The organism is Amycolatopsis rubida (genome assembly GCF_900115345.1).
GTDB classification, from domain to species: Bacteria; Actinomycetota; Actinomycetes; order Mycobacteriales; family Pseudonocardiaceae; genus Amycolatopsis; species Amycolatopsis rubida.
Genome location: NZ_FOWC01000001.1, coordinates 1,529,352 through 1,549,461 on the forward strand (window position 1 = coordinate 1,529,352; position 20,110 = coordinate 1,549,461).

At 70.8% G+C, this 20,110-nt stretch carries 18 protein-coding genes; 15 read left to right on the forward strand and 3 right to left on the reverse strand.

The window, feature by feature from the left end:
* The first annotated feature begins 73 nt into the window (after positions 1–73).
* Entirely contained in the window at positions 74–1,342 is a 1,269-nt protein-coding gene (locus tag BM362_RS07540) for a serine hydroxymethyltransferase (RefSeq protein ID WP_093572552.1), read from the forward strand.
* A gap of 40 nt (positions 1,343–1,382) precedes the next feature.
* On the opposite strand, the gene BM362_RS07545 is transcribed toward BM362_RS07540, so the two are convergent.
* Both BM362_RS07545 and BM362_RS07550 read right to left on the reverse strand, forming a co-directional pair.
* The gene (locus BM362_RS07545; RefSeq protein WP_093572553.1) at positions 1,383–2,519 is read right to left on the reverse strand and encodes an RNA polymerase sigma factor; all 1,137 of its coding nucleotides are present in this window, start codon (positions 2,517–2,519) and stop codon (positions 1,383–1,385) included.
* Entirely contained in the window at positions 2,516–2,923 is a 408-nt protein-coding gene (locus BM362_RS07550) for a YciI family protein (RefSeq protein WP_067576932.1), read from the reverse strand. Before BM362_RS07550 ends, BM362_RS07545 begins: the two co-directional genes overlap by 4 nt.
* Before the next feature lie 204 nt (positions 2,924–3,127).
* Here BM362_RS07550 and BM362_RS07555 point away from each other — a divergent pair, with 204 nt between their 5' ends.
* Positions 3,128–4,777 (forward strand): MDR family MFS transporter, encoded by a 1,650-nt coding sequence (locus BM362_RS07555; RefSeq protein ID WP_067576930.1) that lies wholly within the window; start codon positions 3,128–3,130, stop codon positions 4,775–4,777.
* Between the two features lie 57 nt (positions 4,778–4,834).
* Here the strand turns inward: BM362_RS07555 and BM362_RS07560 are convergent, their stop codons facing one another.
* The gene (locus BM362_RS07560; RefSeq protein WP_067576928.1) at positions 4,835–5,353 is read right to left on the reverse strand and encodes an inorganic diphosphatase; all 519 of its coding nucleotides are present in this window, start codon (positions 5,351–5,353) and stop codon (positions 4,835–4,837) included.
* 172 nt (positions 5,354–5,525) lie between these two features.
* Between BM362_RS07560 and dacB the strand changes: the two genes are divergently transcribed.
* The 13 genes from dacB to folK all read left to right on the forward strand — a co-directional run bounded on the left by dacB (position 5,526) and on the right by folK (position 20,086).
* Entirely contained in the window at positions 5,526–8,417 is a 2,892-nt protein-coding gene (dacB, locus tag BM362_RS48115) for a D-alanyl-D-alanine carboxypeptidase/D-alanyl-D-alanine endopeptidase (protein ID WP_244287060.1), read from the forward strand.
* A gap of 109 nt (positions 8,418–8,526) precedes the next feature.
* Positions 8,527–9,543: a zinc-dependent metalloprotease gene (locus BM362_RS07570; RefSeq protein ID WP_067576926.1), complete on the forward strand. Its 1,017-nt coding sequence runs from the start codon at positions 8,527–8,529 to the stop codon at positions 9,541–9,543.
* A complete protein-coding gene (gene tilS, locus BM362_RS07575) occupies positions 9,540–10,511 on the forward strand; it encodes a tRNA lysidine(34) synthetase TilS (protein WP_067576924.1) in 972 nt (323 codons plus the stop codon). Before BM362_RS07570 ends, tilS begins: the two co-directional genes overlap by 4 nt.
* Before the next feature lie 3 nt (positions 10,512–10,514).
* On the forward strand, positions 10,515–11,069 hold the full coding sequence (hpt, locus tag BM362_RS07580; RefSeq protein WP_037369179.1) for a hypoxanthine phosphoribosyltransferase: 555 nt from the start codon (positions 10,515–10,517) through the stop codon (positions 11,067–11,069).
* A gap of 171 nt (positions 11,070–11,240) precedes the next feature.
* Positions 11,241–11,609, forward strand: a complete 369-nt coding sequence (locus BM362_RS07585) for a hypothetical protein (RefSeq protein ID WP_067576922.1) — start codon at positions 11,241–11,243, stop codon at positions 11,607–11,609.
* A 137-nt stretch (positions 11,610–11,746) separates the two neighbouring features.
* The gene (locus tag BM362_RS07590; RefSeq protein ID WP_167545251.1) at positions 11,747–13,048 is read left to right on the forward strand and encodes a hypothetical protein; all 1,302 of its coding nucleotides are present in this window, start codon (positions 11,747–11,749) and stop codon (positions 13,046–13,048) included.
* A gap of 79 nt (positions 13,049–13,127) precedes the next feature.
* Positions 13,128–13,931, forward strand: a complete 804-nt coding sequence (locus BM362_RS07595; RefSeq protein WP_067576920.1) for an ESX secretion-associated protein EspG — start codon at positions 13,128–13,130, stop codon at positions 13,929–13,931.
* Positions 13,932–14,393: 462 nt separating this feature from the next.
* A complete protein-coding gene (locus BM362_RS07600) occupies positions 14,394–15,215 on the forward strand; it encodes an ESX secretion-associated protein EspG (protein WP_067576918.1) in 822 nt (273 codons plus the stop codon).
* Between the two features lie 206 nt (positions 15,216–15,421).
* A complete protein-coding gene (gene ftsH / locus BM362_RS07605; protein ID WP_067576916.1) occupies positions 15,422–17,824 on the forward strand; it encodes an ATP-dependent zinc metalloprotease FtsH in 2,403 nt (800 codons plus the stop codon).
* A complete protein-coding gene (gene folE, locus BM362_RS07610) occupies positions 17,796–18,410 on the forward strand; it encodes a GTP cyclohydrolase I FolE (RefSeq protein WP_067576914.1) in 615 nt (204 codons plus the stop codon). Before ftsH ends, folE begins: the two co-directional genes overlap by 29 nt.
* Positions 18,407–19,243 carry a dihydropteroate synthase gene (folP, locus tag BM362_RS07615; RefSeq protein WP_067576912.1) on the forward strand — a complete coding sequence of 279 codons (837 nt, stop codon included), beginning with the start codon at positions 18,407–18,409 and terminating at the stop codon, positions 19,241–19,243. The genes folE and folP overlap by 4 nt, the downstream gene beginning before the upstream one ends.
* Positions 19,236–19,595, forward strand: coding sequence for a dihydroneopterin aldolase (folB, locus tag BM362_RS07620; protein WP_067576910.1), 360 nt, complete (start codon positions 19,236–19,238; stop codon positions 19,593–19,595). Before folP ends, folB begins: the two co-directional genes overlap by 8 nt.
* Positions 19,592–20,086: a 2-amino-4-hydroxy-6-hydroxymethyldihydropteridine diphosphokinase gene (folK, locus tag BM362_RS07625; protein ID WP_093572555.1), complete on the forward strand. Its 495-nt coding sequence runs from the start codon at positions 19,592–19,594 to the stop codon at positions 20,084–20,086. Before folB ends, folK begins: the two co-directional genes overlap by 4 nt.
* The last annotated feature ends 24 nt before the right edge of the window (positions 20,087–20,110 follow it).

The window sequence follows — 20,110 nt, forward strand, 5'->3', positions numbered from 1 at the left end:
GCACCACCGGGGAGCGACGACGAGGCCGGCACCGCGCGCCTGGGTGAGGGCCACTGCAGAGCCGGAGTACGCCATGACACACCAGCCCGCCCTGTCCGCACTGTCCGCGGCGGATCCGCGGATCGCCGGTCTCGTCGAGGACGAAGCGAAACGCCAGCACGACAAGATCCGCCTGATCGCGTCCGAGAACTACGTTTCGCAAGCGGTGCTCGAAGCCACCGGCAGCGTGCTCACCAACAAGTACTCCGAGGGCTACGCCGGCAAGCGCTACTACGAGGGCCAGCAGTTCATCGACCAGGTCGAACAGGTGGCGATCGAGCGCGCGAAGGCCGTCTTCGGCACCGACCACGCGAACGTCCAGCCGTACTCCGGCTCGCCGGCCAACCTCGCGGTGTACCTGGCGTTCGTCAAGCCGGGCGACACCGTGCTCGGCATGGCGCTGCCGGACGGCGGCCACCTCACCCATGGCTGGAGCGTGTCCGCGACCGGCAAGTGGTTCACGCCGGTCCGCTATGGCGTCCGGAAGGAAACCGGCCGCGTCGACCTCGATCAGGTCCGCGACCTCGCCCGCCAGCACCGGCCGAAGCTGATCTTCGCGGGCGGCACGGCCATCCCGCGCACCATCGACTTCCCGGCGTTCGCGGAGATCGCCCGCGAGGTCGACGCCGTGCTGGTGGCCGACATCGCGCACATCGCCGGCCTGATCGCGGGCGGCGCGCACCCGTCGCCGGCCGGCCACGCGCAGGTCATCACCACGACCACGCACAAGACGCTGCGCGGTCCGCGCGGCGCGATGATCCTCTCCGACGCCGAGCACGCCAAGGCCGTCGACAAGGCGGTGTTCCCCGGTCTGCAGGGCGGTCCGCACAACCACACGACGGCCGCCATCGCGGTCGCGTTGGGGGAGGCGCAGCAGCCCTCGTTCTCCGAGTACGCGCACACGATCGTCGCGAACGCCAAGGCGTTGGCCGAAGCGCTGGTCGAGCGCGGTTACGACCTCATCTCCGGCGGCACGGACAACCACCTGCTCTTGATTGACCTGACCAACAAGGCGGTGCCCGGCAAGCCCGCGGCGCAGGCGCTGGACCGCGCGGGCATCGAGCTGAACTACAACACCGTGCCGTTCGACCCGCGCAAGCCGTTCGACCCGTCCGGCATCCGGCTGGGCACCTCGGCGATCACCACGCGCGGGCTCAAGCCGGAGCACCAGGTGCAGGTCGCGGACTGGATCGACCGGACCGTGACCGCCGCGGCCGCACAGCAGGACGGCGCGCTGGATGCGATCGCGGCGGAGATTTCCGAGTTTCTGCGGGCGTTCCCGATTCCGGGGTACAGCGAGTGAGGTCGTGAGTGGCGATCACGGTGAGAACCGTGATCGCCACTCACGAGCTGTTAAGCCGCGCCGCCTGCTTGACCAAGTGATCCCGCTCAGCCACATTGCCCGCCTTCTCCGCCGCCTCCCGATACAGCCGCGCGGCGGTCGCCAGATCCCCGTCCCGCTCGTGCAGATAAGCCGCCACCGCACGATGCCGCGGCAGCTTGTCGTCCAGCTCCGCCAGCGCCTTCAACCCAGCCCGGGCTCCGTCCGCCTCGCCGACCGCGACCGCCCGGTTGAGCCGGACGATCGGGCTGTCGGTCAGCGCGAGCAGCTCGTCGTACCACTCGACGATCTGCACCCAATCGGTTTCCGCTGCCGCGAGAGCGTCTGCGTGCAGCGCGGCGATCGCGGCTTGGGCCTGGTATTCGCCCAGCTGGTCGCGGGCCAGCGCCGACTGGAGAAGGTCGACGCCCTCGGCGATCAGCCGGGTGTCCCAAACGCCGCGGTCCTGTTCGGCGAGCGGCACGAGACTGCCGTCCGGCTTCGTCCGCGCGGCCCGGCGGGCGTGGTGCAGCAGCATCAAGGCGAGCAGACCGGCCACCTCCGGATGGTCGAATCCCGCCGCGAGCTGCCTGGTCAGCCGGATGGCTTCGGCGGCGAGGTCGAGTTCGCCGGAGTAGCCCTCGTTGAACACCAGGTACAGCACGCGCAGCACGGTCGCGACGTCGCCGGGCGCGTCGAACCGCACGTCGGACACGGTTCGTTTGGCGCGGCTGATCCGTTGCGCCATCGTCGCTTCCGGCACCAGATACGCCTGCGCGATCTGCTTCGTGGTCAACCCGCCGACCGCGCGCAGCGTGAGCGCGACGGCCGACGACGGCGTCAACGACGGGTGTGCGCACAGGAAGTAGAGCTGGAGCGAATCGTCCACCGCGGACGCCGGACCGGGCTGTGGCTCGGCGTCCATCGCCACTTCCCGGCCCCGGCGCGAGGATTCCGACCGCGTGGCGTCGAGGAACCGGCGCCACGCGGCCGCGATGAGCCACGCCTTGGGGTCGCGCGGCGGATCGTCCCGCCACGCGTCGAGCGCGCGGATCAGCGCTTCCTGCACGGCATCCTCGGCCGAGGCGAAGTCCGCTCCGCGCCGGACGAGGATGCCGATCACCGCGGGCACGAGTTCCCGCAGCAGTTCCTCGTTCATTCGGTGACCGAGGGCGTCACGCCGTAGCAGGGGCGCAGTTCGAGCCACTCGTGGATCGGCTTGCCGCCCGCGCCGGGAGCCGCGGACAGCTCGCCGGCCAGTTCGAGCGCGCGCTCGTAGCTGTCGACGTCGATGAGCATCCAGCCCGCGATGACGTCCTTGGTCTCGGCGAACGGGCCGTCGGTGACCGGCGGGCGGCCCTCGCCGTCGAAGCGGACCCACGTGCCTTCCGGGGACAGCGCCTGCTCGCTGACGAACTCGCCGGTCTCCACGAGCCGGTCCGCGAAGTCGCGCATGTACTGGATGTGGGCGGTGACCTCTTCGGGCGTCCACTGGTCCATCGGGGCGTTGTTCACCGAAGCCGGCGCGCCGCGGTAGTGCTTGAGCAGCAGGTACTTGGCCATTGTGGTTCTCCTCCGTGCTGGTGGCGGCTCGTTGTCGCCACGTTCGCGCCAGGGACGGAGCCGGTCGCGCGTTCTCGACATCGCCCGGCGAGAGACTAGCGTCACACGATATTTGGTTGATGAATGCAAGCTTTTCGGGAACAGTTGTGGCGAGCAAGTAGTTGAGAGATGCAAGCAACTAGTACGGCACTGAGGGAGACCACCATGAGCGACACCGCCACTGCGGAAGGGGGCGCCACCACGAACGGACGGCTTTCACACCGGCAGATCCTCACGGTTCTGTCCGGACTGATGCTCGGCATGTTCCTGGCGGCCCTCGACCAGACCATCGTGTCCTCGGCGATGAAGACCATCGCCGACGAACTGCACGGACAGAGCCTCCAGGCCTGGGCCACCACCGCCTACCTGATCACCGCGACGCTTTCCACGCCGCTGTATGGCAAGCTGTCCGACCTCTTCGGCCGCAAGCCGATGTACCTGACCGCGATCTCGCTGTTCCTCGCCGGTTCGCTGGCGAGCGCGATGGCCGGATCGATGTACGAACTGGCCGCGTTCCGCGCGTTCCAGGGCCTCGGCGCCGGCGGTCTGATGTCGCTCGCGCTCGCGATCATCACCGACATCACCTCGCCGCGGGAACGCAGCCGCTACCAGGGCTACTTCATGGCCGTTTTCGGCGTTTCGAGCGTCGCAGGCCCGGTCGTCGGCGGGTTCTTCGCCGGACTCGACTCGTTCGCCGGCCTCACCGGCTGGCGCTGGGTGTTCATGGTGAACGTCCCGATCGCGCTCGCCGCGCTGGTCGTCGTGAGCAAGGTGCTGAACCTCCCGCACACCCGCGTGGACCAGAAGGTCGACTTCCTCGGAGCCGGCGCGCTGACGGTCGGCCTCGTGCCGCTGCTGCTCGTCGCCGAGCAGGGCCGCGAATGGGGCTGGGGTTCGCCCGCGTCGCTGGCGATGTACCTGGTCGGTGCGCTCGGCGTGGTCCTGTTCATCCTCCAGGAACGCCGGATGGGCGACGCCGCCCTGCTGCCGCTGCGGCTGTTCCGCAACGGGGTGTTCCGGGTGTCGACGATGGTCACCGTGATCCAGGGCATCGGGATGTTCGGCGCGATGATGTCGCTGCCGCTCTACCTGCAGATCGTCAAGGGCGCGACGCCCACCCAGGCCGGGCTGCAGATGCTGCCGCTGACCCTCGGGATCATGGTCGCGAGCCTCGGCAGCGGCCGGATCATCGCCCGCACCGGCCGGTACAAGGGCTTCGCGGTCGCCGGACTCGGCCTGATGGCCGCGGCGGTGTACTCGTTCTCGATGATCGGCGTGGACACCGCGCTCGGCGTGGTCATGGCCATCGCGTTCGTGCTCGGACTGGGCCTCGGCTCGACCATGCAGACGCTGACCCTGGCCGCCACGAACGACGTCTCGCCCCGCGACATCGGCGTCGCGACCTCGTCGGTCACGTTCTTCCGGCAGATCGGCGGGACGGCGGGCACCGCGGTGTTCCTGTCGATCCTGTTCAGCACGGTCGGCGACCGGATCGCGGCGGCGGTCCGCTCGGCGATGGCCTCCCCGGCCTACACCGCGGCGCTGGCGCAGCACCCGGAGTTCGCCCGGCAGATGGCGAGCGGCGGCCTTGACGTGAACGACACCTCGTTCCTGTCGACGCTCGACCCGGTGCTCGCCCGGCCGGTCCTGGAAGGGTTCTCCAGCTCGATGAGCACGGTGTTCCTGATCGGCGGCGCGGTGCTGACCGTCGGGTTCGCGCTGGTCTGGCTGCTGCGGGAGAAGCCGCTCTCGGACAAGTCGGCGATGGAGCAGCGCGCCGAGCAGGAGGCGAGTGAGCTGGCCCTCGCGGGCTGAGAAGGCAGCAAAAAAGGGGCCGTCCACCAGGCAGGTGGACGGCCCCTTTCGCGTGGCTCAGCGGTGCGCTTCGCCGGTGATCTCTTCCTTGGCGAGACGGTCCTTCTCGCGCTCGTAGGAGCGCGAGATCTCGGCCTCGGCATCGGCGCGGCCCACCCAGGACGAGCCCTCGACGCTCTTGCCCGGTTCGAGGTCCTTGTAGACCTCGAAGAAGTGCTGGATCTCGAGCTTGTGGAACTCGTTCAGGTGGTGGATGTCGCGCAGGTGCTCAAGGCGCGGGTCGTTCGTCGGGACGGCGAGGACCTTGTCGTCCGGTCCCTTCTCGTCGGTCATCCGGAACATGCCGATCGCGCGGCAGCGGATCAGGCAGCCGGGGAACGTCGGCTCCTGGACGAGCACGAGCACGTCGAGCGGGTCGCCGTCCTGGCCGAGCGTGTCGTCGATGAAGCCGTAGTCGGCCGGGTACTGGGTCGCGGTGAACAGGGTCCGGTCGAGCTTGATCCGACCGGTCTTGTGGTCGACCTCGTACTTGTTGCGCTCCCCCTTGGGGATTTCGATCGTGACGTCGAATTCCACGGCCGTCCTCGCTGCTTCTCGAATCTCGGTGTCCCACGCGCTCGTGGGCGGCAACCTCATGACCTCGTTGACGTCACTAGTGTGGACTACGCCCCGTCGGCCGGTCGCGCCGATGTCGGCCAGACGGCATGTGACCTTGGCCCCTCCGGGGGCGGGTGAGAAGGAGTGGTGGGTGCCGGAAAACGACCAGCCGAGGTGGCCCACGGGCGACGAGGACACCTCGTCCGAGGCGGACCGGGCGACCTCCCGCCTCCCCCTGCCCAAGCGCGACGCGGGAGCCACCGCGCAGCTTTCCGTGCCGAACGTCACACCGGGAGACGGGCCGGGATCGTGGTTCCGGCCCAAAGTCGAACCGGAGGAAGTGCCCGGGCTCAACGCGCCCTCGGACGCTCCCGCCGCGCCGCCGGAACCGCCTCGGTCGAACCTCGCGGACCGGATGAGCGGCGCTTCGGCGCCCGCTCGGGCCGAGGAACCGAAACCGCGGGCGCCGTGGGTGCCGGTGGAGGGGCCGACCCGGTTCACCGCCGGGGTGCCGGGGCCGGGCGACAACGCGGCCCGTCCGGACGCCGAGGCGACGGTGCGGTCGTCAACGGTCGAGGAGGGATCCGCGGAGAAGACTTTCCAGGTGTCGCAGCAGCAGCCGAGGCCGTCCGCGGAGCAGACGGTCTGGGCGCAGCCGAGTTTTTCGCCTGGTCAGGATGGGTCGCAACAGTCGTCGCCCGCATGGCAGGCCGCGCGGAAGCCGGGGAACTCGCTGTTCGAGCCTGCTGGTGCTGGAGCTTCGGACGAGGGGCAGGGGTGGAAGCCGTTCCAGTCCGGCCAGTCCGCCGAGCCCGCTGAGTCCGCCGAGCCCGCTGAGTCCGCCGAGCCCGCTGAGTCCGGAAAGCCGGGGCAGTTCGCGGCGTTCCGGGACGAAACGCCGGGAACGGGCGAAAACAACCAGGGCTGGGCGGCGTTCCGGCCGGTCGTCACGCGGGACGAGCAGGGGCAGGAGCCGCCCAAGGAGGGCTGGACCGCCTTCCGGAACGACTCCGGTACCGCCGCGCCTGGCCAGAACCAGTCCGGTCGTGGCGGAGAAGGAGCACCTGAGTTCCGGGGCGAGCCCGGGGCCGCCCGCCCCGCTGGGCAGGCTCAGCCCGGGGAGCAGCCGCGGGAGAACCGGACGGGCTTGCGGGGCGAACCGGCACCCGGGTCCGCCGCCGCGCGGCTCAACCCGGCTCAGCCCGGCTGGCCGGGGAACGAAGCGCCGGAGAGCTGGGGTCGCTCCAACGCCGGTCAGTCCGGTCGTCCCGGGAACGAGCCGAACCGGAACGAATCCGGCTCCGAGTCGTGGGCGCAGCAGATCGAGATCCCGGTCCGTCCCGCCTTGCCCGAACCAGCACCCGGCACCGTCCCGCCGGCGGGCGGCCAGGCGCGGCCGATGCGGATCGACCCGACCGGTGGCCAGTTCCCGGCAGAGGCGACCGTCGGCATCCCGCGTCCGCCCGAAGGCTTCCCCGGCGAAGCGCAGCAGGGGCCGTCCGAAGCGACTGTCGGCATTCCTCGTCCTGCGGAAGGTTTCGCTGAGCGCCCAGGCCCGGAGCAGATCGCGGCGCGCGCTGCGGAGCCACCCGAACCGCCGTCCGGCACCGGGCCGATCCCGCCGCAGGGCGACGCGCCTCGTCCCGAGGGGAAGAAGCCTCGCCGGAAGGCGCTGGTCCTGGCGCTCGTCGTGCTGCTTCTGCTGGCTGCCGCGGGTGGCGCGTCGGCCGTGCCCGCCGTGTCCAACCGGCTCGGGTTGCCGTGGGCGCCGAACGCGCCGAAGGGCAGCGAACCGGACCCCTCCGACGCCAGTCTCGCGCTGCACGGCCCGGACACGTCCGGTCAGGGACCGTCCGCGAACGGCGTCGCCTCGAAGCTCTCCGGTCCGGCAGGGGCGGCCGCGCTCTCGCAGCTCAGCGGAAGCGTGATCGACCCGGCGAACGGCACCGTGCTGTGGGACCACGCGTCGAACACCCCGCTGACCCCGGCGTCGACCACGAAGATCCTCACCGTCTCCGCGGCGCTGCTCGCGATGGAGCCGACGAAGCGGATCTCCACCAAGATCGTCCAGGGCGCGCAGCCGGGCACGGTTGTCATCGTCGGCGGCGGCGACCCGTCGCTGACCGCGCTGCCGGTCGGCACCGACTCGCCGCTCTACCCCGGCGCGGCGCACGTCGACGACCTCGTCAACCAGGTCAAGAAGGCCGGCGGCGACGTCAAGAAGGTCCAGCTCGACGCGAGCGCCTTCAGCGGTCCGAACACCGCGCCGGGCTGGGAGCCGGGCGACGCGCCGTCGCTGTACGGCGCGCCGATCGTCCCGGCCATGACCGACGGCGGCCGAGGTAATCCGAAGGTCGACGAAACCATGCGCTCGGGCAACCCGGGAACCACGCTCACCCAGCTCGTCGCGGACAAGCTCGGTGCGAGCCCGGCCGGCGCCGCGAAGGCTCCGGACGGGGCGAAGGTGCTCGGCGAAGTCCAGTCGGCTCCGCTGCCGGACCTCGCGTACGCGCTCCTGCAGATCTCCGACAACGTGCTCGCCGACTCGCTCGGCCGCCAGGTCGCCATGGCCACCGGCGGGGAAGCGTCGTTCGCCGGCGCCTCCGCCGCGGTGAAGAAGGTGCTGGCAGACCACGGTTTCGACGTCAACGGCCTCCAGCTGTTCGACACGAGTGGACTGTCCAATCAGAACAAGGTGCCCGCCAGGCTGCTGGCACAGGTGCTCGCCGCGGCGGCCGGTCCGGACGGGAAGGACCCGAACACGCCGAAGCTGCGTCCGCTGCTGGCCGGCCTTCCGGTCGCGGGCAGCCCGGAAGGCACCCTGCACGGCCGCTACCACTCGGGAGAAACCCAAGGGGGTAAGGGCTGGGTGCGCGCCAAGACCGGCACGCTCACCGGCGTCAACACCCTCGCGGGGTATGTGCTCGACAGCGACAACCGCGTGCTCGCCTTCGCGTTCATGTCCAACGGTTCGGAGAAGAACTCCGGGCAGGCGGCGCTCGACGTGCTGGCGACAGCATTGCGGGGCTGCGGCTGCAAGTAGCCCGCACTGAGCCGACTCGCTGAACCCGTTCGGCTGAGCTGCCCACAATCGCGGGCCGGAAGGTAGCGTCGGAGGGGTGAGCCAGGAAACCGAGACCCAACGGCGGCCCATGGTCGACTGGGACCGGGCAGCCGCCACCGGCGCGCTGCTGGTGCGCGGCGGCCCGCAGGTCGCGCGCGGAGAAGCGGACCGCGCGGTGGTCGACCTGCGGGAGCTGACCGCCGAGGCGGAAGGGCACGTCCGTGAGCTGACCGGTCTCGGCCGGGACCTGCCGCTGCTGCCCGGCACCGTGGTCGACCGGCCGGGCTGGGTCCGGTCCGCGGCGTCCGGTCTCGGCGTGCTCACCGGGCGTGCGCTGCCCGCGGCCCAAGGCGGTCCGCTCGGCCCGCTCCTGGCGTCCGGCGCCGGCGTGCAGACCGGGCTGCTGCTCGCGTTCCTGGCGTCTCGTGTGCTCGGGCAGTACGACCCGTTCGGCGGCCCCGAGAACAAGGGAGAACTGCTGCTCGTCGCGCCGAACGTGGTGTCCGCCGAGCGCGCGCTGAAGGTCCCCTCGCACGATTTCCGGCTGTGGGTGTGCCTGCACGAATGCACGCACCGGCTGCAGTTCACCGCGGTGCCGTGGCTGCGCGACTACTTCGCCGACGAGGTCGAACGGCTGGTGTCCGGGCTCGCGGAAAGCTCCGCCGACGGTCTGGCCGAACTGGTCGGCAGGCTGCCCGACGCGCTGCGCAACCGCGGCAAGGGCGGCGGTATCGCGGAGCTGCTGCAGTCGCCGAAGGAGCGCTCGGTTTTCGATCGGCTGCTGGCGTTGTCCACGCTGCTGGAGGGCCACGCGGACTACGTGATGGACGCGGTGGGCCCGCAGGTCGTCCCGAGCGTCGAGCAGATCCGGGCGCGATTTACCGCGCGGCGCCAGGGCGGCGGGCTTTTCGACCGGCTGTTGCGTGCGGTGCTCGGTCTCGACGCGAAGATCCGCCAGTACGAGGAGGGCGCGAAGTTCACGCGGCACGTGGTCGACGCGGTCGGGATGGACGGGTTCAACAAGGTTTGGCGCTCGCCGAACACGTTGCCGACCCGCGCCGAGATCGCCGACCCCGCGGCCTGGGTGCGGCGCCTGCACGGGTGAGCGCGCTCGCCACGGTCCGGACAGCGGTTCGCGATTTCCTTGCGGCAGTCGCTGTCCCCGGCGAGGTGTGCGTCGCGGTGTCGGGCGGCGCGGACTCCCTAGCGCTCGCTGAAGCGACGGCATACGTCCTCCGGCATCGAGACGTCCGTACGCGGGCGCTCGTCGTCGACCATGGCCTTCAGGCGGATTCAGCGGTTGTTGCCGCCGAAGCGGCGACGGTTGTGAAGAGCCTTGGCATCGACGTCGTCGAAGTGCATGCCGTACACGTCGTGGGCAAAGGCGGTCCCGAAGCAGCCGCGCGCGCCGCGAGGTACCACGCGCTGCGCGAAGCGTTGCCAAACGGCGAAGGGCTCGTACTGCTCGGCCACACCCAAGACGACCAAGCTGAGACGGTGCTGCTCGGTCTAGGCCGCGGTTCCGGACCACGGTCGCTGGCTGGCATGCGTCCGCACGATCCGCCGTGGGGTCGTCCGCTGCTCGGCATCACGCGCGCGCAAACCGTGGCGGCGTGTACAGAGCTCGGCCTGGAGCCCTGGCAAGACCCGCACAACGCTGATCCACGCTTCACCCGCGTACGGCTGCGTACGGAAGCACTGCCGCTCCTGGAGGACGTGCTGTCGGGTGGAGTCGCTCCAGCTTTAGCCCGTACGGCCGCACAGCTGCGCGAGGACACCGAGGCGTTGGACACACTCGCCATGCGTGTCCACGAGCGCGCGGCCCGCGAAGACGACCTCGACGTAGGCGTGCTCGCAGCCGAGCCCGCTGCGCTGCGCAGACGGGTTCTCCGCAGGTGGCTGCTGGACTCCGGGGTCCGCGAGCTGACCGACGCGCACCTGCGTTCGGTCGACGCGCTCGTGGCCCGCTGGCGGGGTCAGGGCGGGGTGTGGCTGCCAGGCAACTTGGAGGCTCGACGGCGGCGTGGCAGGCTCTCGCTTGCCGGACCCGAACCCACCACCCGAGGGGAATGACTCGTGTACGAGGGCGAGATCGCCTCCGTGCTCATCACCGAGCAGCAGATCAAGGACAAGATCGCGGAGCTGGCGGCGAAAATCGCCGCGGACCACCCGGAAAACGGCCAGGGCGACCTCCTCCTGGTCGGCGTCCTCAAGGGCGCCGTCATGTTCATGACCGACTTCGCGCGGGCGCTTCCGGTGCCGACGCAGCTGGAGTTCATGGCCGTGTCGTCCTACGGGTCTTCGACCTCGTCGTCGGGGGTGGTGCGGATCTTGAAGGACCTCGACCGCGACATCGCCGGGCGCGACGTGCTGATCGTCGAGGACATCGTCGACTCCGGGCTCACCCTGTCCTGGCTGCTGAAGAACCTGGCGAGCCGGAACCCGGCCTCGCTCGAGGTCGTCTCGCTGCTGCGCAAGCCGGAAGCCGTGAAGGTCGAGGTGCCGGTCAAGTACATCGGCTTCGACATCCCCAACGAGTTCGTCGTCGGCTACGGCCTCGACTACGCCGAGCGCTACCGCGACCTGCCCTACATCGGGACGCTCGATCCGCACGTCTACACGTCTGGATAGTCCGGATAGTCACGGTTCGCGGTACTCATTCCGGGTGCGGAACCAGGAAGCCCGAAATCGCGTCATAGGGCTCGACCAGGTGCGTTAACCTATGCGAAGACCTATTGCCATGCGGACGAGTGACACCAGCCGACGGGTTGGTCCTCGCGCGGGGGAACGGAGAGAGGGCAGATGGGCAACAACAGCTCGGCGGATGCCGCGGCGTTCAAGAACGCCGCGGTCAACGGCCAGGTCGGAATCGACCCGGACGCCGCGCAGACCGTGCTGAAGAAGATCCGGACCGGGCGGGACGCGGTCGAAGCTCTCCTGAACAGCGCGGGCACGCTCGCGCAGCCGCCGAAGCTCGGCGCGAACCCGGTCGGCAAGGCGATGGCGACCAAGTTCGTGCAGCGCGCCGACGGCGGCGGCGACTCCTACTCGTCCGCGCTGCAGAACCTGCTCGGCCAGTACCAGGCCGCGGAGGAAGGCATCGTCGCGGCGATGGCCCGCTACCACGAGATCGACCAGTCCGCCGGCGACCCGTTCCGCAACAAGGCCTGACGTCCTAGGGGGATCACGCAGTCATGGCACCGAACACCAACACCTCGGCCCCGGGCTCCGTCCCGGACGGATCGGGCTACAACACCTCCGGCTACGGCAGCTCGTCCTCGGTCCCCGCGCCCGGCTCCGCCGTCGCGATGGGCTCGAACCCGGCGGCCAACGACATCGTCGCGTCGGCGCGCAGCAGCTCCGGCGGTTTCGAGATGGGCGGCGACCGCGCCATCGGCAACCCGCCGAACTGGCAGGCGCAGGAAAGCCACCAGCTCTACGTCGGCGCGACCACGGACAACGACCCGGGCACCGCCGAGGCCAGCGGACAGCACTGGGCCAAGCACGGCACCGAGCTGAAGCAGGCGTCGGACGACCTGTACAACGCGATCACCGAACTGGGCAACGCCTGGGTCGGCCACGGCGCCGCCAGCGCGCAGGGCGCGCTGGTGGCGATCGCCAACTCGGGCACGCAGGCCTCCGACGCCGCGCACACGATGTCCGACCGGCTCGCCCGCCAGGCCGCCGCGGCCGCCGAGGTCAAGAAGATGCCCGCCCCGCGCGACTACGACCCGAAGCAGGCCATGACGGCCGCGCTCGCGGGCGGCCCGGCCGCGCTGGCCGCGGACCAGAAGGCGCAGGCGGACGCCGCGAACGACGTCAAGGCGCAGCAGGTCGCGTTCTTCAACGCCTACACCCAGGCGATGAGCGAGGTCGACGGCTCGACCCCGAGCTTCGGCCCGGACTCGCTCGGCATGAAGCCGACCGCGACGCACTTCAACGGCAACTCGTTCAACAACGTCAACAACATCGGCCACACCGACGGTCCCGGCGCGCTCGGTTCGCCGGCCAGCTTCGGCACGGTCGGCGCGCACGGCGGGGCAGGCGGCGCGGGGGTCGCCGGGCACGGCGCTCCGGCGCACGTCTCGGCCGACTCGGGCAAGTACGGCACTTCCGGTTTCGAAGGCGGCGGCGGGCTCGCCGCGGGTGCCGGCGTTGGTGCCGGTTCCGGCGTTGGCGCGGCCCCGGTCGCTGCCACGCCCGCGAGCACGGGCGGCAGCGGCCTCGGTTCCGCGCTCGGCCTCGGCGCCATCGGCGCGGGAGCCGGGTTCGCCGGCGGCAAGCTCGGCGAGGGCAACCGCAGCGGTTCGCGCAAGGAGGAGGAAGGCAAGACCTCCGCGGCGTCCGAGCACCAGAGCGGGCAGAGCGCCGCGTCGGCGGCTCCGCAGCAGCAGGGCGTCGTCCCGGCGAGCGGCACCATCGGCCAGTCGCAGGGCGGCATGAGCCCGATGGGCGGCATGGGCGGAGCGGGCGCGCACGGCGCGGGCGAACAGGACGAGGAGCACACGCACGCTTCGTTCCTCATCGAACCGGACCCGGACGACGCGTTCGGGGCCAACCAGGCCACCCCGCCGCCGGTCATCGGCGCGTGGTCGGACGACGACAACTGACGCAGTGCTCGCGGGCGCGTGACCGGACCGGTCACGCGCCCGCGAGCGTTCGCAAACACGTGGGGTAGGGGGTTGGTCGATGCCGAACGCGGAGCTGCTCGCGCCGATCGAGGTGGACTTCCTGTGGGAGTCGGCCGGTTTGGGCGAGCTGCCGTATCCGCTGCGGATCCGTTCGCACGGCGCGACGATGGACGAGCGCTCGGCGCTGCGCACGCGCACGCTCGGCGCACTGGCTGACCGGGGGCTCGCCGACGGCCGCGGCAGGCCCGCTCCGCACGTCGAGGACTACTTCGGCATCCTCGCCTCGCCGGACGTCAGCCTCGACACTGTCCAGCTGCTCGACCCGAACGGCGAACCGCTGCTCGCGGTCGCGGGCAGCGCGAACGGCGACGGGCTGTTCGCCGTCCATGACCAGCGCGGCCTGCACCTGCACCCGTGCGCGCCGGACGGCCTGGCCACCGCGATCATTTCGCTCCTGCCGGGCGCTCCGCGCGGTACCGAGAAGTCGATCACCGTGCCGTTGGAGCAGCTGGTCGGCGCTTCCGGAGTCGACTTCATGCAGCGGCGCGGCAACCAGGTCGACGCCTCCGGCCGTGCGAGCGTGGACGAGGACCGCAAGGCACTCGCCCGGCTGCACGCCCAGCAACGCCTGCGCGGCGGCCAGATCGGCGCGAACGCCCGCAACCGCCTCGGCGGCCGCAGCCGGTCGACGGTGCTGAGCTGGTTCGACACCGAAACCGGCCGGTACTTCACGCAGGCGAGCCAGGGCCACGACGGCCGCGACTGGATCACCATCGCGCCCGCCGACCCGGCGACGCTGCGCCACCGGCTCGGCGAAATGCTCGCCGGGGTGGCCGACCAGTCCAACGCGGGCGCGTTCTGACCAGCTCTGATCCGCTCTGACCAGCCCTGGCCCGCGGGCTTGCGCTGACCCGCTCTGGCCCGCTCTGGCCCGCGCTGATCCGCTCTGGCCCGCTCTGGCCCGCGCTGATCTGCTCTGGCCCGCTCTGGCCCGCGCTGGCCTGCGCTGACCAGCCCTGACCCGCTCTGGCCCGCGCTGACCCGTGGGCTTGCTGTGGCCAGCCCGGCTCCCGCTCGGCCGAAACCGCCCCAATGCGGCATTGGGCGCATCTCGCGCACCGAGCGCCACATGGGGTGCGTGTGCAACAACCGCCGCGTCTTGCCGGGTGGGACGGAGCGAACGCCACTTTGGGTGCGTTGAGCGCACCGAATACCACTTTGGGTGCGTGCGACGCACCCAAAGTGGCATTGGGGCGCTTGAAGACTGCCGATCCGGCGCTACGCTGGGGCCGGAGATCGTTGACCGGAGGGTGAGCAGCACCGGATGCACCAAGAGTTCTTCTCGCCGCTGGCATTCGACTTCCTGTGGGAGTCGGTGGAGCTGGGCGAGCTGCCCTACCCGCTGCGCGTGCGCTCGCACGGCGCGACCGAGGACGAGCGCGTGTCGCTGCGGCACCGGGTCGACATCGAGCTGAAGGCCCGCGGTGTCCGCGACGCGCGCGGCCGGGTCGAACCCGACGTCGAGGACTGGCTGACGCTGCTCGCGCGCGCCCCGCACTCCATTGACGCGCTGCACATCCCGCAGTTCGAGGCGCATCCGGTCGCGTTGCTCGCCGCGGGTGACGAGCGCACCGGCGTGGTCGCGATCCAGGACGCCGACGGCATCTGGCTGCGCGCGATCCCGCCGGACGGGCTGGTGTCCACGATCGTCGAACTGCTGCCCGGCGGTCCGCGCGGCAGTGAGGCGTCGGTCACGCTTCCGCTGGACGAGGCGCTGCACACCCAGCCGATCCGGGTTCCGGTCGCCGCGGGTGGCGGCCAGCCCGAGGAAAAGGGCGGTCGGCGGGCGAAGCGCCAGTCGCTCAGCGAGCGCGCCACGCTCGATCCGCGCGAGACCTACGGGCTCATCGCGGGCCAGCCGCGGCTGCGCGGCGGTCAGCTCGCAGCGAACAGCCGGTCCCAGCTGGGACACCGGCAGCGGTCCCGGGTGCTTGGCTGGTTCGACACCGCCACCGGACGGTATTTGAGCTTGTCGAGGGCGGGTTCGGACGGCCGCGAATGGGTCACCGTAGCCCCGGCGGACCCGGCGACGCTGCGGAGCAGGCTGGGTGAAATGGTGGCTTCAGTGGCGGTCGAGGGCCGATAGCTGGGTGACGTGTCGTCCCGGACCGGGAACCCTCGCGCGGGATTGGCCGTTGACCTGCGAGAGGCTCGCCAGGCTTCCCCGCCCGCCCGGACGGTACCCTGGTGGGACGGGTGCCCAGCGGTGCCCACGGGTTGTCAAGATCGCGATGGCGGGTATCACAGGAGCCGCCCAACCAGGGAGGGTCGAGGCCGCAAGGGCCGAGTCGTATGAACCGGAAGAGCGTGCTCAGGAACCCACTGCTGTGGATCGTCGCGGGGTTGCTGGCGTTGCTGGCCTACAACACGATCTTCGACAGCGATCGTGGCTACACCCAGGCTCCTATCTCGACGGCGATGGGCCAGGTCGCCCAGAACCACATCAAGGAAGCCAGCCTCGAAGACAAGGAGCAGCAGCTCAAACTGCAGCTCACGCAGAAGATCGACGTCGAGGGCCAGCAGACTGACCAGATCATCGCGCAGTTCCCCGCGAACGCCACGCAGGAGATCTACGACAAGCTGATCAACGCCAAGAACGACGGCCAGCCCGTCAAGTTCACCACCAAGGTCACCCAGCAGAGCCTGCTGACCCAGATCCTGATCTTCGCGATCCCGCTGGCGCTGGTGCTCGGCCTGCTGATGTGGATGATGAACAACGCCCAGGGCGGCGGGAACCGAGTCCTGAACTTCGGCAAGTCGAAGGCGAAGCAGCTCAACAAGGACATGCCGAAGACGACCTTCGGCGACGTCGCGGGCGCTGACGAAGCGGTCGAAGAGCTGTACGAGATCAAGGACTTCCTGCAGAACCCGGCGCGCTACCAGGCGCTCGGCGCGAAGATCCCGAAGGGCGTTCTGCTCTACGGGCCGCCCGGCACTGGTAAGACGCTGCTCGCGCGCGCCGTCGCGGGCGAGGCGGGCGTGCCGTTCTACACGATCTCCGGTTCGGACTTCGTCGAGATGTTCGTCGGTGTCGGTGCGTCGCGAGTCCGCGACCTGTTCGAGCAGGCGAAGCAGAACGCGCCGTGCATCATCTTCGTGGACGAGATCGACGCGGTCGGCCGCCAGCGCGGCGCCGGCCTCGGCGGCGGGCACGACGAGCGCGAGCAGACGCTGAACCAGCTGCTGGTCGAGATGGACGGCTTCGACGCCCGCGGCGGGATCATCCTGATCGCGGCCACCAACCGGCCGGACATCCTCGACCCGGCGCTGCTGCGCCCGGGCCGGTTCGACCGGCAGATCCCGGTGTCCGCGCCGGACCTGCTCGGCCGCAAGGCGATCCTCGAGGTGCACGCCAAGGGCAAGCCGATCGCGCAGGGCACCGACCTGACCGGGCTGGCCAAGCGCACGGTCGGCATGTCCGGTGCGGACCTGGCCAACGTGCTGAACGAGGCCGCGCTGCTCACCGCCCGCGAGAACGGGCACGTGATCACCGACGTCGCGCTCGAGGAATCGGTCGACCGGGTGGTCGGCGGTCCCGCGCGCAAGAGCCGGATCATCTCCGAGAAGGAGAAGAAGATCACCGCTTACCACGAGGGCGGGCACGCGCTCGCCGCGTGGGCGATGCCGGACATCGAACCGGTGTACAAGCTGACGATCCTGCCGCGCGGCCGCACCGGCGGACACGCGCTGCTGGTGCCCGAGGACGACAAGCAGCTGATGACCCGGTCGGAGATGATCGGCAGGCTGGTGTTCGCGATGGGCGGCCGCACGGCCGAGGAGCTCGTGTTCCACGAGCCCACCACCGGTGCGTCCTCGGACATCGAGCAGGCGACGAAGATCGCCCGCGCGATGGTCACCGAGTACGGCATGAGCGCGCGGCTGGGCGCGGTGAAGTACGGCCAGGAGCAGGGCGACCCGTTCCTCGGCCGGTCCGCGGGCAGGCAGGCCGACTACTCGCTCGAAGTGGCGCACGAGATCGACGAGGAGGTGCGCAAGCTCATCGAGACCGCGCACACCGAGGCGTGGCACGTGCTGAACACCTACCGCGACGTGCTCGACAACCTGGTCATGGAGCTGCTGGAGAAGGAAACGCTGCAGCGCAAGGACCTTGAGCGGATCTTCGCCACGGTCGAGAAGCGCCCGCACATCACCGTCTTCAACGAGTTCGGCGAGCGCACGCCGTCGGACAAGCCGCCGATCAAGACCCCGGGCGAGCTGGCGATGGAGCGCGGCGAGCCGTGGCCGCCGCCTTCTCCGGAGAAGGAAAAGCCCGCCCTGCAGCCCGCTCCGACCCCGGTCGGCACCGCACCGGGTGCGGGCGAGCTGCCTGGCGGCCCGCCGTACCAGGCTCCGGACCCGAACGCGAACCCGTACGCCCCGCCGTCCAACGGCGGCCGTCCGGGCGGGCCGAACGGCACCGGCCGCTGGGGCCAGCCGTATGGTGGTCCGCAGCAGCCGGGCGGTCCGGCAGGCGGCGGCTACCAGCCCGGTGGCCCGGGCGGTGCGCAGAGCGGACCGCCGAACTACGGGGCGCCTCCGGGCTGGACCCCGGCGACGTCCCCGGGCGGCCAGCAGCCGTGGCGCCCCGCCGAAGACCGTCCGCGTGAGCAGGGCTGGTTCGCCGACGGCGCGAACGGCCAGCAGCCGGACGAGGGGCAGCATCGGCGTGACGTCGACGGACCAGACAAGCAGTAAAGACGGCATCCGCCCGGTCTTCGATCAAGACCGGGCGGAGCGCGCCGTTCGCGAGCTGCTGCTCGCCTGCGGCGAGGACCCGGATCGGGACGGTCTCCAGGACACCCCGGCCCGGGTCGCTCGCGCTTACCGGGAAATGTTCGCCGGCCTCTACACCGATCCGGACGAGGTGCTGGCGCGGACGTTCGACGAATCGCACGAGGAACTCGTGCTCGTCACGGACATCCCGATGTACTCCACCTGCGAGCACCACCTGCTGGCCTTCCACGGAGTGGCCCACGTCGGCTACATCCCGAACGGCGAGGGCAAGGTCACCGGGCTGTCGAAGATCGCCCGGCTGGTCGACCTCTACGCTCGCCGCCCGCAGGTGCAGGAGCGGCTCACCTCGCAGATCGCCGACGCGCTGGTGCGGCGGCTGGAGCCGCGCGGGGTGATCGTGGTCGTCGAGGCCGAGCATTTGTGCATGTCGGTGCGCGGGATCCGCAAGCCGGGTTCGCGGACCACCACGTCGGCGGTGCGCGGGATGCTGCGGTCGTCGGCGACGTCGCGGGCCGAGGCGATCGAGCTGATCCGGGGGCGCCGATGATCCCCCGGCCGGGGCGGTGCGCCGTGCTGGGCGTGCTGAACGTGACGCCGGATTCGTTCTCCGACGGCGGCCGTTACCTCGATCTCGACCAGGCGCTGGAGCACGCGCGCGAGATGTGGGCGCGTGGCGCGGACCTGATCGACGTCGGCGGCGAATCGACGCGCCCAGGTGCCTCGCGGGTCGACGCGGAGACCGAGGCCGCGCGCGTCTTGCCGGTGATCCGGCAGCTGGCTTCCGAGGGCGTTGCGTTGTCGGTCGACACCACTCGGGCCGCGGTGGCGGAAGCCGCGGTGGCGGCGGGTGCGCAGGTGATCAACGACGTCTCCGGCGGGCTCGCCGATCCGGCGATGGGACGAGTCGCGGCGGAAACCAAGGTGCCGTGGGTGCTGATGCACTGGCGCGGGCACAGCAAGGACATGAACGCGCTCGCCACGTACACCGATGTCGTCGCCGAAGTGCGCGATGAGCTGTCGCAGCGGGTCGACGAGGCGATCGCGGCCGGGGTTTCGGACCGGGAGATCGTGCTCGACCCCGGCCTCGGGTTCGCGAAGCACGCCGAGCACGACTGGGCGTTGCTGCACGGGCTGGATTCGTTGCTGGACTTGGGTTTCCCGGTCTTGGTGGGTGCTTCGCGCAAACGCTTCCTCGGCCGGTTGCTGTCCGGGAAGGACGGCGTGCCGAGGCCGCCGGACGGCCGCGAGGTCGCCACCGCGTCGATCTCGGCGCTGGCCGCGGCGGCGGGTGCTTGGGGCGTGCGGGTGCACGAGGTGGGGGCTTCACTGGACGCCGTGGCGGTGGCCGCGGCCTGGCAGCAAGGACGAGCCGATGGCTGACCGCATCACGCTCACGGGACTGCGCGTGTTCGGCCGGCACGGGGTCTTCGACCACGAAAAGCGCGACGGACAGGAATTCGGCATCGACATCGTCGCGTGGCTCGACCTCGGGCCCGCCACGGCGTCGGACGACCTGACCAAGACGCTGCACTACGGCGAGCTGGCCGAACTGGCGGCGGGAATCGTCGCCGGGGAGCCCTTCGACCTGATCGAGAGCGTCGCAGGCAAGATCGCCGACGAGGTCATGCGCGACGACCGGCTGAGCGCGGTCGAGGTCACCGTGCACAAGCCGTCCGCGCCGATTCCGCTGACCTTCGACGACGTCGCGGTCACCATCCGGCGGGAGCGGTGAGCCGCGCGGTCCTGTCGCTGGGCTCCAACCTCGGCGACCGGCTCGGTTACCTGCGCAGCGCGGTGGACGCGGTGCGCCCGGCGCTCGTCGCGGTGTCCGGGGTGTACGAAACGAAAGCCTGGGGCGTCGAGGACCAGCCGGACTTCCTGAACGCGCTGTGCATCGTCGACGACCCGGCGCGCGACCACTGGGCGTGGCTGCGCGCCGGGCAGGCGGCCGAACAGGCGGCGGGCCGGGTACGCGAACTGCGCTGGGGCCCGCGCACGCTGGATGTCGACATAGTGACAGTGCAGGATGTGACGTCCGATGATCCGGAGCTGCTGCTGCCGCATCCCGGGACCCCGGACCGGGCGAGCGTGCTGATCCCGTGGCTCGAGATCGACCCGGACGCCGAGGTTCCCGGGTACGGCCGGGCCGCCGATCTGCTCGCCCGGCTGCCGGAAGCCGACCGGGCGGGCGTCGTCCTGCGGCCGGGCCTGACCCTGTTGTGAGTGGTGATCCCGGTTCTAGCCGGG